The organism is Paenibacillus ihuae, from assembly GCF_001368795.1.
In the GTDB taxonomy this organism is placed as follows: Bacteria; Bacillota; Bacilli; order Paenibacillales; family Paenibacillaceae; genus Paenibacillus_AQ; species Paenibacillus_AQ ihuae.
The window spans coordinates 184535-199317 of the sequence record NZ_LN831203.1 but is presented as its reverse complement, the minus strand read 5'-3'; the positions used below and the strand labels follow the sequence as shown (position 1 = coordinate 199317).

Sequence of the window (14783 nt, the reverse complement as noted above, 5' to 3'; positions counted from 1 at the left end):
TAACGTTCCGGTTATTCAGGAATCCATCCGTCTGCGCAACCCTTACGTTGATCCGCTCAGCTACCTTCAGGTGCAGCTGTTATCGGAGCTCAGAGCCCTGCGTGAAGTTGAGGGTGATGACGCTGAACTGCTGCGTGAGGTACTGCTTACGATCAACGGTATTGCCGCCGGTCTCCGGAATACGGGCTGATGCCCGGAATTTTTACAGTCTAGAGGAATAGGCTCTGAATCATTCGCAGCCTGAAAATAAAGAACGCTCTATACCCAACATAAGTGCCGGTTTAAATCTGAAATCAGATTTAAACCGGCACTTATCTATTGTAATGACATTGTCCGCAGAAGTTACATTAGAAAACAAATAAGGTAGAACTGCTTCAACCAGTTACATCCCCCTCAGGCATCTTCTACCGAGTCGGGCGGAGGGTTATGTAGTAGCCCTGCCGAAGAAGCCGCAGGGCTTGCTGGGCTTATCTATTGAAGCCGCTGTACTCACGCGGCTTTCGAGTCTTCTGCCCCTCCATTGTTACCGGGAGGGAACTTTGGGTAAGTAAAAAGTATATGAACTTCCGGTGATAGAGCGGCGGAGAGAAAGTTTGGATACTTACGGAGCGATAGCGTCCGCCTTTATGGTCGGATTCCTACCGCAGACAGCGGTTAAAATTAAGGAATCTGAGCATAACAGCGGCCGGAAGTCCAAATCTTTCCCGGAGCAAGCGAATAATCGGCGGACTTGAAGTGTAAATGCTTTTGCCCAAATTCCCTAGAAGGTAACAAGACAATCCTTGATTTTTACTGAAACTTGAATTACGATTTAAATGCTTGTACCGTGGACATTCAAGAGATGGAATACCAAGGGCGGCAAGTCTGGGGGAGTTAACAGGTGGAGAATTTGGAAGGCAGATTGACAAAGCTCGCCTTGAAAGGCGACCAAAGGGCATTTGCCGAGCTTGTGGAACTATATAAAGACAAGATATATCATCTGGCTTACCGGATGCTGAACAACCGGCACGAAGCGGAGGATATTGTTCAGGAAACTTTTTTGCGTGTATACCGAAATTTAGACCGTTATGATGATAAACAGAAATTTTCAACCTGGATTTATAGGATTGGAACGAATCTATGTATAGACAGGCTGCGTAAGCGGAAGCCGACCTATTCGCTCGATGCTGAAATGAACGATCAGGAAGGCATTGACGGCTATTCGATGATTCCGAGTGACAATGTGACCCCTGAGACCGAACTGCTGCTCTCAGAGACGCAGGGGCTGATCTACGAGGCTATTGATAGTTTGCCCGTGAAATACCGGTCTGTAATGATTTTGCGCTATTTGCAGGATTTGTCGCTACAGGAGATCAGCGATGTGCTGGACATGCCGGTAACGACAATTAAGACCCGTGTACATCGTGGACGTGAATTTTTACGTAAAAAATTAGGACCTAAATTGTAAAAAATGATGTTTTTTTTGAAACGTATTTTCGGGAGCACCGTATGTAAGTTAAGCAAGTCTTATGCGCCCTGCCCCTTTGTCTTGAAATAATTAAATAGCACTCATGAAAGGATTGGCTCCTATGGAATGCAAACTGGCCGTCTCTATGATGCATGATTACTTGGATGACGACTTGCCCGAACTGCAGCAGAGGGAATTGAAGGAGCATCTTCTATCCTGTCCGGATTGCCGTGCAAAGTTCAAAGAACTGGAACAAACCGATATGCTGATGTTCTCCCTGATGCACCAGAGTCCTGTGGCTTCAGAGGATCTTGTAGGCCGGATTATGAACTCATTACCGAAACCCAAGAAGGAGAGAGCCTTTATCACCTGGATCAAAAGATATCCTGCCCTTACGGCGGCGTCCCTATTTATTCTTGTGATGCTTATGAGCTCTGTTACTTTTTGGAACCAGGATGGGCAGCTTGTCGTCAGAGGCGTTGACCTCGACCAGGTCGTAATTCAAGGGGATACGGTGATCGTACCCTCCGGCAAAACAATATCCGGAGATCTTACAGTGGAAAACGGTAAAACCCAGGTGTACGGTGAAGTTAACGGTAATGTAACGGTAATTGACGGGACTCTCTATAAGGCATCAACAGCTCATATTTCCGGGCAAGTCAAAAGCATAGACCAAGCGGTAAGTTGGCTCTGGTATAAAGTGACGAACATGTTCTCTGAAGTTGCCTACCGTTAATACCATGGCCCTTTATGCAGAAATATTATTTGCGCCTCTTTTTCCGGAAAGATGGCGCTTTTTTGTTGCCTGGAAATTCCATTATCAGAAATCTCCAGGCAGCTAAACTTGCAACCTGAGCGTGAACGTTATAACCTAGATATGATACAGATCTTACAGACAATTTACATAAACCCAGCTAATATGAAATGACGGGGGTTTTAGGCAATGAGTTATTTTACCGACTTAACATGGAAAGAATCCATTAAAGATATAATTGATATTCTGATCGTCAGCTATATTATCTACAAAGTCCTGAACATGGTCCGCGGTACACGGGCAGTTCAGCTGCTTAAGGGGATACTGGTGCTGGTCATCATTTGGGCGCTGAGCACTATCCTGGATCTGTATACCCTGAAATGGCTCATGAACCAGATTTTCACCTTCGGGATATTTGCAATCTTTATCATCTTTCAGCCGGAACTGCGCAGGGGGCTCGAGCAGCTTGGTCGGGGTAAGTTTTTTGGGCGGGCTTCAGAGAATGATGAGGAGATCAGCAGACTAATCGGTGAGGTTATTAAAGCCCTTAATTATTTAGCACAGCGAAAAATTGGGGCATTAATTGTTTTTGAAAGAGCCACGGGTCTTAACGAATATACCGAATCAGGCATTGCTATGCGTTCTGTCGTAAGTTCGGAGCTGCTGATCAACATCTTTATTCCCAATACGCCGCTGCATGACGGTGCGCTGATTATGCAAGATGGCCAAATTGCTGCCGCTGCCTGTTATCTGCCGTTGTCGGAGAATCCATTCATCAGCAAAGAGCTGGGGACACGCCACCGCGCAGCCATCGGGATCAGTGAAGTGGCGGATTCTGTGTCTGTTGTGGTATCCGAAGAGACCGGACAGATTTCTCTGGCGATTAACGGACAAATTGTGCGGGATATTAAGGAAGAATCGCTCATCTCCAAGCTCCATCAGGAACTGAGCGCATCTTCCCCGCTGAAGGAGAAGAGCTCTGCTTTCTGGAAACGGAGAGGGGGCAAAAACAATGGATAAGTGGATGAAGAATAACAACTTCAACAAGATTCTTGCTCTTGTCTTCGGCATTATTTTATGGACAATTGTGCATGTGGATACCGCGCCAACGAATCAGACCACAGTCAGCACCCAGTCCAAGATCATTGAGAATGTCAAAATAGAACAGGTTGGCATTGATAACGAGATGTATGTATACACCTTTGATGCGGATAGTGTAAGGATGGAGGTCCGGGGGAAAAACTCCGATCTTAATTTCAAACTATCGGATGCCTACAACGTTATGGTTGATTTAAGTGATGTCGGACCCGGGGATACTACGCTTCCGCTGAATTACGATCTTCCCAGCGGAGTATCGCTGGTCGAAATGATACCGTCAGAGGTAAATGTGCATGTGGAACTGCGGAATACCAAGTCTTTTCCGGTTACCCTTGTTACCAACGGTACGCCTGCAGAAGGCTACCAGCTAGGGACAGCGGTTATTGATCCTGCCGAGGTAGAAGTAACGCTTCCGGCCAGTGAACTGGGTAATGTGTCGAAGGTTCAGGGTACCCTTGAACTCGATGGGGATAGTGCAAACATTACAGAGAAAAAAGTGAAGCTGGCGGCTTACGATAGCAGCGGCAATGAAATAAAGAACGCCGTTATTGAGCCTTCAACCGTGTCTGTAGAGCTGCCGGTTACACTTCCGTTTAAAAGCTTGCCCCTGGATGTAAGCTTCACCGGCCAGTTGCCAGGTTCGCTCGTACTGTCGCGGGTCACTCCTGAGGTGGATACGGTAACGGCATATGGAAACGAGGAGGCGCTGGCCGGATTATCCTCTTATGAGGCGTCGCTAGATTTGAGCTCCATTAAATCGGCCGGTACAGAGCAGATAAAGCTGGAGCTTAAACCGCCGGAGGGAACCGCAAAAATCGAACCCGCGGCGGTAAGTGTCACTGTCTCTGTTGCCCAAATTGCTGAGCGGACAATGGAGAATATTCCGATCAAGCTGGAGGGTGTGGGCAGCGGCCTGACAGCGGTCGTAACGGATCCCGTTGCCAAAGCTGTTACGCTGACTTTATCCGGGGCGCCGACACTGCTGGATCAGCTCGATCAGGATAATATTAGTGTTGTTGCGGATGTTGGAGGACTGGCCGCTGGTGTTCATCAGGTATCTCTGCAAATCTCGATGCCGCGGTTTATATCACTCGTCAATTCTTCACAGCCGCATATAGTTACTATAGATCTGCAAGCGCCAGCCACACCGGGGACAACTGATAATCCCAATACAGGGAGTGTCCCCACCCCTGAGCCGAGCTCTGAGCCTGTCTCCGGGGAGGAGGCGGATACTGAGCCTTCCAATAGCGGAGGTGCAGCTACCGCGACCCCAGCCCCTACAGCAGGCATTTCCGAGAACAGCAGTACTCCTGCCGGCAGCGGAAATGCCAATAATGCAGCGAGTACCGGCGGAACGTAACTTTTTATACGGGAACACGTCTATTTTACAGTAGTATAGTTACACAGAATCAGGATTCTTTCATACAATAATTCATTAAGCTATATAAGATGAACTTAAGAATGGAGCTTTATACATAACATTCTTAAGTTCACATTCTACAATGTAGCGTATTTAAAGGAGAAAAAAGATGGGTAAGTATTTTGGAACTGACGGTGTGCGCGGAGTCGCAAACCAGGAATTGACAGCAGAAATGGCTTATAGTATTGGCCGCTGCGGTGGTTATGTACTGGCAGGGAATGTAGAGAAGCCAAAAGTGGTTATCGGTATGGATACACGGATTTCCGGTCCGCTGCTGGAATCAGCACTTGTAGCCGGATTACTGTCTATTGGTGCCCATGTTATCCGTATAGGTGTTGTAAGTACACCCGCTGTGGCATATATTACCAGATTGTTGAAGGCTGATGCGGGTGTAATGATATCCGCTTCACACAATCCGGTGGAGGACAACGGAATCAAGTTTTTCGGCGGAGACGGATTTAAGCTGACGGATGAAACGGAACTGCGGATTGAAGAACTGATGGACGCAGAGAAGGATGAGCTCCCCCGTCCTGTAGGCGCGGGTCTCGGTATGCTTACCGTGGACAACGACGCCAAGTACCTGTATCTGGAATACCTCAAGACAACGATTTCCAATCGTTTTGAAGGCATTAAGGTTGTACTGGACTGCGCGCACGGAGCGGCTCATGAGCTGGCCCCGCGGTTGTTCAAAGAGCTTGGTGCTGAAGTCATCTCTATTGGAGCAGAGCCGGACGGCCTCAACATTAATGACGGCTACGGTTCGACCCATCCGGAGAAGCTCCGTGAAGAAGTGCTGCGTCATGGCGCGGACTTGGGACTTGCTTTTGACGGCGATGCTGACCGTTTGATCGCTATTGATGAAACGGGCGATGAGATCGACGGTGACTTTATCCTCTGCATCTGCGGAGATGCTATGAACCGTGCAGGCAAGCTGAAAGATGCAACAATTGTTTCTACGGTCATGAGCAACATCGGCTTCTATAAAGCAACAGAAAAACTGTCACTGAATACAGCTAAAACGGCTGTCGGTGACCGTTATGTAATGGAAGAAATGCGCCGTGGCGGCTATAACCTAGGCGGAGAGCAATCCGGTCATGTAATTTTCCTTGATTACAATACAACCGGTGATGGTATTCTGACTGCAATCCAGCTGGTTGATACGATGAAGGCTTCAGGGAAGAAGCTGAGCGTGCTGAAGTCAATGATGACTAAATATCCGCAGGTGCTCGTGAATGTGCGGGTACAGGATAAGACCAACTACCCGAACAATCCGGCCATTGAGGCGGCGATCCAAGAAGTAGAAGGTAAACTCGGCGACAATGGCCGCGTGCTGGTACGTCCTTCGGGAACAGAACCGCTGATTCGTGTTATGGCGGAAGGTCCGGATAAGTCTGAGCTGGATCTGTATGTCGGACGAATTGTGGATGTCGTTCAGCGTGAATTGGTTTAATATACGTATAATATGATGGGCCAGCAGAGCCGGTGGATAGAGATAAGCTCTTTAACTGCCGGCTGTATGGCTATTTTGTGAGATTTTTCTGCAAATTCCAAAGGTTTCAAGCATTATTGCATTGCCAAAAGTGATGTGAGGTGCATATAATGATTAGGTGTCATTCCAGAAGGAAAGCGGGGATAGTAAGGTTACAGCAATAACAAGCGCCAGAGCTTGATCTTGCGCGGGGGAGAAGGGACAGCCGGAACTGCCAGCTTTAGGGGCAAGGCTTGAACGGATCACGGCAGATGTAAGCTGACGAGGTGGAGGTGTTCGAAATGTTCGGCGGGGACCTCCCGGTGATGCACCAGAGCCGTAAATGGAAGCGGAAAATGAGAGGGCGACCTTTCACACAACGCTTTTGTGGGTGCAGGAAGAATTGAATTAACTCATGGGTATGCGCTAAACGGAAGAAACAGATGTTTCTGCTGCGGCAGAGGAGAAGACTGTGCATGTCATGAACTACCTATGCAGGTGACAGGTTTATTTTGTTGAGTGTCTCAAGACAACAGAATATTTGCTTATTCTCTAAACATGCCGCACGGCACGTTTCTTTCCTTATGCCGCCCACATTACGATAAATTGGACGGAGGAAAATATAATGTGTGGTATTGTAGGATATATTGGTAATCAGAATTCGCAGGGAATCTTGGTAGAGGGTTTGAAGAAGCTGGAGTATCGCGGGTATGATTCGGCAGGTATTGCCGTATTCACGAAGGAAGGCCTGCAGGTTGTTAAGGCACAGGGCCGTATGGCTAACCTGGAGTCAAGACTTGAAGCCACTCCGCTGACAGGAAGTGCTGGAATCGGGCACACCCGTTGGGCGACTCACGGTAAACCTTCCGACGAGAACTCCCACCCGCACACGGATGAAAGCCAGAAGTTCTCGGTCGTGCACAACGGGATTGTCGAAAACTACCTGGACCTCAAAGAAGAGCTGATTGCCGGCGGATGCCATTTCTCTTCCGAAACAGATACAGAGGTTATTTCCCATCTGATCGCCCGTGAATATGAAGGAGATATCGTTAAAGCTGTGCAAAAAGCGATCACTTTCATGCGCGGAGCGTTCGCACTGGGTGTTCTGACTGAATATGAGCCGGATAAACTGGTAGCTGTGCGTCAAGCCAGCCCGCTGATTATCGGTCTTGGCGAAGGCGAAAACTTTATCGGGTCGGATATTCCTGCTCTGCTGGAATACACCCGCAACGTATTTATTTTGAACGACGGCGAAATGGCTGTATTGACACGGGATGCTGTCGAACTCATGACGATCCAAGGCAACTTTATTTCTCGGGAAATGATTACTGTCGATTGGGATGCTGTTACCGCAGAAAAAGGCGGCTACGAGCATTTCATGCTGAAAGAAATCCACGAGCAGCCTAAGGCTTACCGTGATACTATGCGCGGACGCATCAATGCTGAAGGCACTAAAGTGATTCTGCCAGAACTCAATCTGACTGAAGAACAAATCAAGAATATCCGCAACATCCAGATCGTTGCCTGCGGTACTGCATACAACGCTGGTCTTGTAGGACGCAACCTGATCGAGTCCCTGGTTCGTATTCCGGTAGAGAACGATATCGCTTCGGAATACCGTTACCGTGCTCCGATCGTAACACCGGAAACACTGGTTATCGTAGTGAGCCAATCCGGTGAGACTGCAGATACACTGGCTGCACTGCGTGAAGGTCAAGCTAATGGTGCGCATGTACTGGCAATCACCAACGTGGTGGGCAGCTCCATCGCACGTGAAGCTAATGATGTGCTGGTTACCCTGGCTGGACCGGAAATCGCTGTAGCTTCCACCAAAGCCTATACTTCGCAGATTATTGCGTTTACATTGCTTGGTCTGTATATGGCTGAAGTACGCGGAACGCAAACCGATGAGCAAGTCGCTGAGATTCTTGCAGCCATGAACAAACTGCCTGAGCAGGTAGAAGAAGTTCTGGCACAGAAGGACGCCATCAAAACTTATGCGGAGCAAATCTCCGCGCACAAGCACCTGTTCTTCATCGGCCGCGGCGTAGACTACGCAGTAGCTCAAGAGGGCTCGCTGAAGCTGAAAGAAATCTCCTACATTCACTCTGAAGCCTATGCTGCAGGTGAACTGAAGCACGGAACACTGGCGCTGATCGAAGAAGGCGTACCGGTTATTGCCCTGGCAACCCAGGAATCCGTTCTGGAGAAAACCGTCAGCAACATCAAGGAAGTGAAGGCCCGCGGCGCAGACGTACTGGCGATCACTCACGAAGAGCATGTAACCGACCTGCTGAGATCCGTCGATCAGGCGTTCGTTATTCCTAAGACACTGCCACTCTTGACTTCCGCGTTATCGGTAGTCGTTACCCAATTGCTGGCTTACTACGCTTCGCTGGCCCTGGGCCACGATGTGGATAAACCACGTAACCTGGCGAAGAGTGTAACGGTGGAATAAGGGTTAATAGTAGTAAAGATTGGTGTATGGTGACATTATAGTTGGTTCCTTTACAACAAAGTCAGTGCCTTTACAATAGAGTTGGTGTCAGAGTGTTTATTGGCAGCCACTCTTGATTAAAATGCAATTAAGAGCATCTAGATCACAGCAAAAAAATTTATATCTAATGGCTTCGCCCTTTGTATTAGGGGGCGGAGCCATTAGTCATTTTTGGGGCTATTATCGGGGTACAGAGGAACTTTCAGGAGGTAGCGAGTTTGTCTAAGCGGGGCGGAAGAAAAGAAAAGCTGCAAAGTAAATATCTAAAGAAGGAGGGGACAAGGAATTGGAGAAAGCTATTGTCCCCATCTATTTAAGTTTCCACTCCGCACTTAAAGTTTGCCGCTGACGACTTAAAGTTTGCTTACGAGCCGACGAATTTCAGGTATCCACACCTGATTTCGCTCGGCTTTTTTCTCGCTCTTTACTCAGGCATTTTCCCTCAGGCATTTCCCCTCAGGTTTTCCCTTAATTGTTTTCCCAGACCTTTTATCTGCCATTATTTTTATTGACACAAAGGAACTAAGGTATTAATATTGTGAAAAATAGATTCCAGTATATTACTTTAATTTGAATGTAATTAATTTATTTCCAAATATTTGGATTTTATTTCTTTAAGGGCATTCTTATTTCAGTAAATGGCAGGGCTTTCATTGGAGTCCATTTTTGCCGTAAGAGGATTATTATGATGATAAGGGGGATAAAGTGCCATTGGCGGACAATATCGAATGGGATGCTCTTAATCCGATCGAACGCTACAGGCTGAATCGGAGCAGGATTCCGGAATTTCGTATGGGAACGTACCGGGCAGATCCCGGTGAAGTGATTTTGCTTGCTCTCTATACGGTAGATTTGGTATTGAAGCAGGAAGGAAAGGCCCAATACCATTTTTATATTCTGGATGATGACTCCATAGGCCATTTGATGGGAGAGGCCTTGGGAAGAATTTTTGAGCCGGGATTACTGAAATACGCTTTCATTGCAGTAGATGAAGCTAAGCTTGTTTACCGGTTTACCGCAGCGAAGAAATTCAAAATCAGAGATGACAGAGTCAAACAGCTTAGAATAAACAGTTGGGGCAGAGAGTATATTTTGGAATCCAAGCTTTTAGATACGCAACGAGATATCTTTGAAGCTCTGCATTCGTATTTTACACAGTATTTCAGAATTCATCAGCCTGTTTATGCAAACGTTTGCGCAATATTGCTGTCAGAAATCAACAATCAAAGCGCTGAGCAGATCCAGTCTTTGAACAATTTGCTAGACATTAAGCTGCTGTCTTGAGGAGGACCGGACACTACATGGACAACATTGCACAAGTTGCGGCAAAACTGGACATCATCCAGAGAACCTCGTTAACTCTATACGGCCGTTACGATTTAAATAAATCCATCATATGGATGGTGGAGGAAATGGGCGAGGTGGTAGCGGCGGTTCGCAAGGGGAAATCGAAGGAGGACATCACGGGGGAACTCGGAGATCTCCTGGCCTGGATTTTATGCCTTGGAAACATATTGGATATTCAAATATCCGAAGCATTAGAGCGAACGTTTACAAAGGAAGTGAACCGGCAACTCCGGCAATACGGTTGCTTGAAATATGCCGCTCAAGAACCGGGACTTCAATCGGATGGTTCAGAGGCGGATTTGAATAATGCATAGTAGGGAAATCGGCATGCCATTCGGAAAGCTGGTTGTTCATTCCCCTAATCCCGCCTATCTGGCTGAGCGTGTGCTTGGACAAGCCTCATACACCAGAACGTTTGCCGAGAGCCGATATCAACTTTATCTGCACAGGGAACTGCCGCCGGAAACGGAGTTTTACCGCCAAGAAATGCTTGAAAGAGGAATATATCTCGGGCACCATCACGGTGTTTCGGGAAGAATGCGGCTAGATCGCGATTCGTTGAGCATTACACTTGGAAGCGAGTCGCAGCAGGCTTATGAGAAAATCGTATGGTCTTACGCACTGAAGCAGATCTTTACCTGTATGGCCTTGAGGCATGGCGCATTGCACCTGAAAGCCTCCATGCTGTTGAAAAAGGGGAAGGCCATCCTGCTTCTGGGGAGGGGGAAAAGCGGTAAAACAACACTTGCCTCGTATTTGGAGCAAACAGGTTATTATTTTGCCGGAAATACGCATGTCATGGTAAAAGATCATGAAGCATGGGCCATTCCTAGCTGGAGACGGATAAGAGATTCCGCTGGACGTGAGAGCTATATTTTGCCTGAGCATCGGGAACCGGCTAATGGAACAATTCATGCGATTTATGTTATCGATTGCAACCGAGAAGGGCAATTCGCTTGCTCCCCGCTGGATAACAGAACGGCTTTGTCTTTTATGACTTATTTTGCAGCGGCAGCGGGAAATTATGATTTGAAGGAGGACCTAGTCGATTACCACCGGGATGCCGGATTTTCGGAACGTATGAGCCTGTTAGCCGCAGAAACTGTTTTAATCAAGCATTTGCTCCGAAACTTCAAGTTGCGTTATCTAAGTGCGGATATTTTCGATCCGGTGTGCGCGATGAAAGTACGTGATCATTTTCATGAAGGGATGGGATTATGAAGATAGCTATCGTGCCTTCGGCCGATCTGTCATATAACTCTGGCAGTATTATTTATGCAAAGAATTTATTTGCCTTTCTGCATTCTCAGGGTCATGAAGCATATTTGTTGGGGAGCAAACCTCCGGATGACGTGAACGAAGAGCTTATGAGATACATAGAAATCGCCCCCTGTTTGCTGGAACATCCTATTATAGACGATCGTGAAGTAAGCTCAGCCGCTTATGCCCGATCGTTGTCGGCCATCGTTAGCTATTTAGTAGAGCTTCATGAGGAAGTGGGACTGGACTTGATTCATGCCCATTATGGTTCCTTCAACAGCTTTGGCGCATATGTGGCTTATGGATTGACGGAGGTGCCATATATCGTGTCCAGCTTCGGCAGGGATGTTAACCTCGGATACGAGCATGACCGGAGAATCAAGTGGTTGATTGACGGAAGCTTTTCAAACGCCAGTCGGATCCTGGTTACTGACGAAACCCTCAATAATAAGATATGCGGTATGTATCCCTCGGAATTTCTGCACCGGAACATTCAGGAAATTCCGATGCCTCTGGATGAGCGGATTTTCGGGGAAGGTAAGCTGGGTATAGACGAAGAGTTGCCCATTCTGGCCACCATCAACTCCTGCTTCAGCCCCGAAAAGGGGATTATGTCCATACTGGCCGCTTTCGCGGAAATCGTAAGGAAGATACCTTGCCGTTTAGTCATTGCGGGTCAGGACGACCATCCGGAACAAATACACCGAGAATTACTGGAGGAAACGGTGGAAAGACTTGATATAGGGGAATCGGTACTTTTCACGGGATATCTGGACAGGGCAAGCGTTGGCCAACTTCTCAGAAAGGCAACCCTTCTCATTGATGCCAGGCAAAAGGGCAATTTCAGCTCGGTTCTTCTGGAAGCGATGTTTACCGGTACCCCGGTCATCGCAACACGGAACGATGCATCTCTCAAAATCATTGAACATGGGCGTAACGGGCTTTTGTTTGAACGGGACCACCCGCAGGAGCTTGAAGGGCTGATAATGGAATGCCTGCTCAAGCCTGGCATATTATCTGGGTTGAAGATCGGTATGGTCCGATGGATTGACGGTCAAGGCGGGATTTACAGGGAAGAAAACTGCTTTGCAAAAATATTGTCGGTGTATCAGGATATTGCAGGAGGGGGATGCGTTGATTCGAGTCGGACTGCCTAAAGGCGTCGTAAAGCGCAAGTCTATTGCATTAATTGAAGACTTGCTGAGAGTTCCCATTGACAAAGACAAGCTGCATTTTTCCGATCAAGACGATGTTCATTATTATTTGTTGAAGCATAGAGATATTCCGGGACTTATCGATTTAGGATATTTGGATGTAGGAATTACCTCAACGGAATGGCTCTATGAGAATGATTCCGATCTATACATCCATAAGGAGTTGGATTGGTGCGACACCCGGATCAGCTTAATCAGCGACAAAGACAGACCTGTATTAAACGGGAACAGAGGCATTCGCTGCATCACGGAGTTTCCAAGAATCACCCGTAATTTTTTCAATACGACCCATAATAACAATGTGACCATCGACAACATTTCGGGGTCTAGTGAAGCGCTGGTTCCAAGTCTTTACAATTGCTGTGTGGACTGCGTGGAAACTGGAAAAACATTGCTGTTGCACAATTTGACGGAAGAAAGCGTTATTTATCAATCCAAAATTGTGCTGGTTAGTAAGCCTGCCGTGTGCAATCAGACTAAACATCTGATAACAACGATAATGGAGCTGATGAGTCATAAAGAGAACTGTACTATTAACGGGCTGTAGTAAGGGCATTGGAAAAGCTATCGCTAAGAAGCTGGTAGAGCAGGGCGAGTACACTATATATGCCATTACGCAAAATCCCCAGGATGTCCCCCCCGACTTGGCTGGGAGCCTGAATTTGTATTCTTGCGATCTTACGGACATTCCCCGATCCATCGAAACCATACTTTGTGTATTACTGGATTCCGGGGGAATCGACATTTTAATCAATAACGCAGGAATTGGCAAGTTCGCTTTAGCTGAAAGTCTTGAACTGGATCATTGGAACCGGGTTTTGACTTTAAATCTCACTATACCTTTTTTGCTTACAAAATACGTTCTGCCGCATATGAAGCGGAAAAATTTCGGCAGGCTGATTCATATTACCTCCGACGCCGATCATATCGGGTTTGCCGAAGGAAGTTTATATTGCGCTTCGAAATTCGGTCTTCGAGGATTTGCAGATTCCGTCAGGCAGGAATTGAAGGGAACCCCGATTACCGTTACAACTATCGGGCCGGGACGTGTGGACACCTTTTTTAATGGAAAGAAGCCGGGAGACCGTCCAATTTCGCTTTATGCCGAGGATGTAGCTAATCAGGTGATACATGTATTAACTCAAAGCGAGCGCTGTGAGATCGAGCGCATCTATTTAAAATCAACTTTTGAATAAAGGGCGGAGATAAACACATGACAAAAGAATTTTCCTACAAATCATCCGGCGTTAATATTGATGCCGCAGACGCAGCCAAGAGAGAAATGGCCGACAGCATGGAAACAAACGACACCAGAATATTGAACCGCCCCGGAGCTTTTGCATCTTTATTTGAAGCCAAGTTTCCCGGAGTCGACAATCCGGTGCTGGTACTTAAAGCGGAAGAACCCGGTTCCAAGCAGTTGCTCGCTTTCGAACAGGATAAGGTCGAGGGAGTATGCTTTGACCTCATCAATCATCTGATCAACGATATTATCGTAATGGGCGCAAAGCCGGAGGTAGTTCTCGATATTATTTTATGCGGAAAAATAGAGAAAGAAATTGTGCTCCGTATTGTTCGCTCTATTGCAGAGGCCAGCCGGAAACAGGGTTGCCAGCTTATCGGCGGAGAAACCTCCGAGCAGCCGCGTGTATTGCCGGAAGGGGGGTATATGCTTAATGCCAGCATCCTGGGCGTGGTGGATAAAAGTAAAATTATTGATGGCTCCCGGATACAAGCCGGAGATGTTGTCCTTGCTTTGGCCTCCAATGGGCTTCATACAAACGGATACTCGCTGGTTCGCAAGCTGATGGAAGAACGTCCCGAGATGATGACGGAGACGATAGACGGAGAACCGTTTATGGATGTAGTATTACGCCCGCATAAGTGCTACTACCAAGAGCTGGAAGATTTACTCGGAACATCACTTATTCACGGTCTGGCCCATATAACGGGAGGTGGAATAGAGGGGAATCTAAATCGCATCTTGCCCGTACAGACCGCTGCGCGAATCGATCTTGAGCATATCCGGGTACCGCAAATTTTCAAGACCCTTCGGCGTTACGGTAACGTAGACGACAAGGACATGCTCCGCACCTTCAATATGGGAGTGGGCATCACACTGATATCTTCCAAGAACGAAGCCGACAGCATCCGTCGGCATTTGGAGTCCAAAGGCTGCGAGACTTACCCTATCGGTGAAATTGTCGAAGGCGATCAAACGGTTCAGTATGTAAATTCCCTGTCATGGGATTAGGTTCGAAAATCCACAATAAAAGGA

The 14783-nt window shown here is 47.3% G+C and carries 14 protein-coding genes; all 14 read left to right on the top strand.

Annotated elements, in window-relative coordinates:
* Positions 1-190: phosphoenolpyruvate carboxylase (locus AQR02_RS34990; RefSeq protein WP_245237772.1), on the top strand; the 190-nt coding region annotated here is incomplete at its 5' end.
* A 690-nt stretch (positions 191-880) separates the two neighbouring features.
* Positions 881-1447 (top strand): RNA polymerase sigma factor SigW, encoded by a 567-nt coding sequence (gene sigW / locus AQR02_RS27695; RefSeq protein WP_054943560.1) that lies wholly within the window; start codon positions 881-883, stop codon positions 1445-1447.
* 121 nt (positions 1448-1568) lie between these two features.
* Positions 1569-2183 carry a zf-HC2 domain-containing protein gene (locus tag AQR02_RS27690; RefSeq protein WP_054943559.1) on the top strand — a complete coding sequence of 205 codons (615 nt, stop codon included), beginning with the start codon at positions 1569-1571 and terminating at the stop codon, positions 2181-2183.
* 207 nt (positions 2184-2390) lie between these two features.
* Entirely contained in the window at positions 2391-3221 is an 831-nt protein-coding gene (cdaA, locus tag AQR02_RS27685) for a diadenylate cyclase CdaA (protein ID WP_054943558.1), read from the top strand.
* The gene (locus tag AQR02_RS27680; RefSeq protein ID WP_054943557.1) at positions 3214-4659 is read left to right on the top strand and encodes a CdaR family protein; all 1446 of its coding nucleotides are present in this window, start codon (positions 3214-3216) and stop codon (positions 4657-4659) included. The genes cdaA and AQR02_RS27680 overlap by 8 nt, the downstream gene beginning before the upstream one ends.
* 169 nt (positions 4660-4828) lie before the next feature.
* On the top strand, positions 4829-6169 hold the full coding sequence (glmM, locus tag AQR02_RS27675) for a phosphoglucosamine mutase (RefSeq protein ID WP_054943556.1): 1341 nt from the start codon (positions 4829-4831) through the stop codon (positions 6167-6169).
* A gap of 643 nt (positions 6170-6812) precedes the next feature.
* Complete coding sequence (glmS, locus tag AQR02_RS27670) at positions 6813-8645, top strand: glutamine--fructose-6-phosphate transaminase (isomerizing) (RefSeq protein ID WP_054943555.1); 1833 nt, start codon at positions 6813-6815, stop codon at positions 8643-8645.
* An 861-nt stretch (positions 8646-9506) separates the two neighbouring features.
* Complete coding sequence (locus AQR02_RS27665) at positions 9507-9968, top strand: hypothetical protein (protein WP_148449227.1); 462 nt, start codon at positions 9507-9509, stop codon at positions 9966-9968.
* 17 nt (positions 9969-9985) lie between these two features.
* Positions 9986-10345, top strand: a complete 360-nt coding sequence (locus AQR02_RS27660; protein WP_054943553.1) for a MazG nucleotide pyrophosphohydrolase domain-containing protein — start codon at positions 9986-9988, stop codon at positions 10343-10345.
* Positions 10338-11252 (top strand): hypothetical protein, encoded by a 915-nt coding sequence (locus AQR02_RS27655; protein WP_054943552.1) that lies wholly within the window; start codon positions 10338-10340, stop codon positions 11250-11252. The genes AQR02_RS27660 and AQR02_RS27655 overlap by 8 nt, the downstream gene beginning before the upstream one ends.
* 131 nt (positions 11253-11383) lie before the next feature.
* Complete coding sequence (locus AQR02_RS27650; RefSeq protein ID WP_425340032.1) at positions 11384-12448, top strand: glycosyltransferase family 4 protein; 1065 nt, start codon at positions 11384-11386, stop codon at positions 12446-12448.
* Positions 12426-13052 (top strand): ATP phosphoribosyltransferase, encoded by a 627-nt coding sequence (gene hisG, locus AQR02_RS27645; RefSeq protein ID WP_054943550.1) that lies wholly within the window; start codon positions 12426-12428, stop codon positions 13050-13052. The genes AQR02_RS27650 and hisG overlap by 23 nt, the downstream gene beginning before the upstream one ends.
* Complete coding sequence (locus tag AQR02_RS27640) at positions 13021-13701, top strand: SDR family NAD(P)-dependent oxidoreductase (RefSeq protein ID WP_082452116.1); 681 nt, start codon at positions 13021-13023, stop codon at positions 13699-13701. Before hisG ends, AQR02_RS27640 begins: the two co-directional genes overlap by 32 nt.
* Before the next feature lie 17 nt (positions 13702-13718).
* Complete coding sequence (gene purM, locus AQR02_RS27635; protein WP_054943548.1) at positions 13719-14759, top strand: phosphoribosylformylglycinamidine cyclo-ligase; 1041 nt, start codon at positions 13719-13721, stop codon at positions 14757-14759.
* The last annotated feature ends 24 nt before the right edge of the window (positions 14760-14783 follow it).

What these genes read in the sequence shown, in the direction of transcription:
- glmM (WP_054943556.1), top strand. Translation starts at nt 4,829, where the DNA reads ATGGGTAAGTATTTTGGAACTGACGGTGTGCGCGGAGTCGCAAACCAG.
- cdaA (WP_054943558.1), top strand. Translation starts at nt 2,391, where the DNA reads ATGAGTTATTTTACCGACTTAACATGGAAAGAATCCATTAAAGATATA.
- AQR02_RS27655 (WP_054943552.1), top strand. Translation starts at nt 10,338, where the DNA reads ATGCATAGTAGGGAAATCGGCATGCCATTCGGAAAGCTGGTTGTTCAT.
- AQR02_RS27660 (WP_054943553.1), top strand. Translation starts at nt 9,986, where the DNA reads ATGGACAACATTGCACAAGTTGCGGCAAAACTGGACATCATCCAGAGA.
- AQR02_RS27690 (WP_054943559.1), top strand. Translation starts at nt 1,569, where the DNA reads ATGGAATGCAAACTGGCCGTCTCTATGATGCATGATTACTTGGATGAC.
- glmS (WP_054943555.1), top strand. Translation starts at nt 6,813, where the DNA reads ATGTGTGGTATTGTAGGATATATTGGTAATCAGAATTCGCAGGGAATC.
- purM (WP_054943548.1), top strand. Translation starts at nt 13,719, where the DNA reads ATGACAAAAGAATTTTCCTACAAATCATCCGGCGTTAATATTGATGCC.
- AQR02_RS27680 (WP_054943557.1), top strand. Translation starts at nt 3,214, where the DNA reads ATGGATAAGTGGATGAAGAATAACAACTTCAACAAGATTCTTGCTCTT.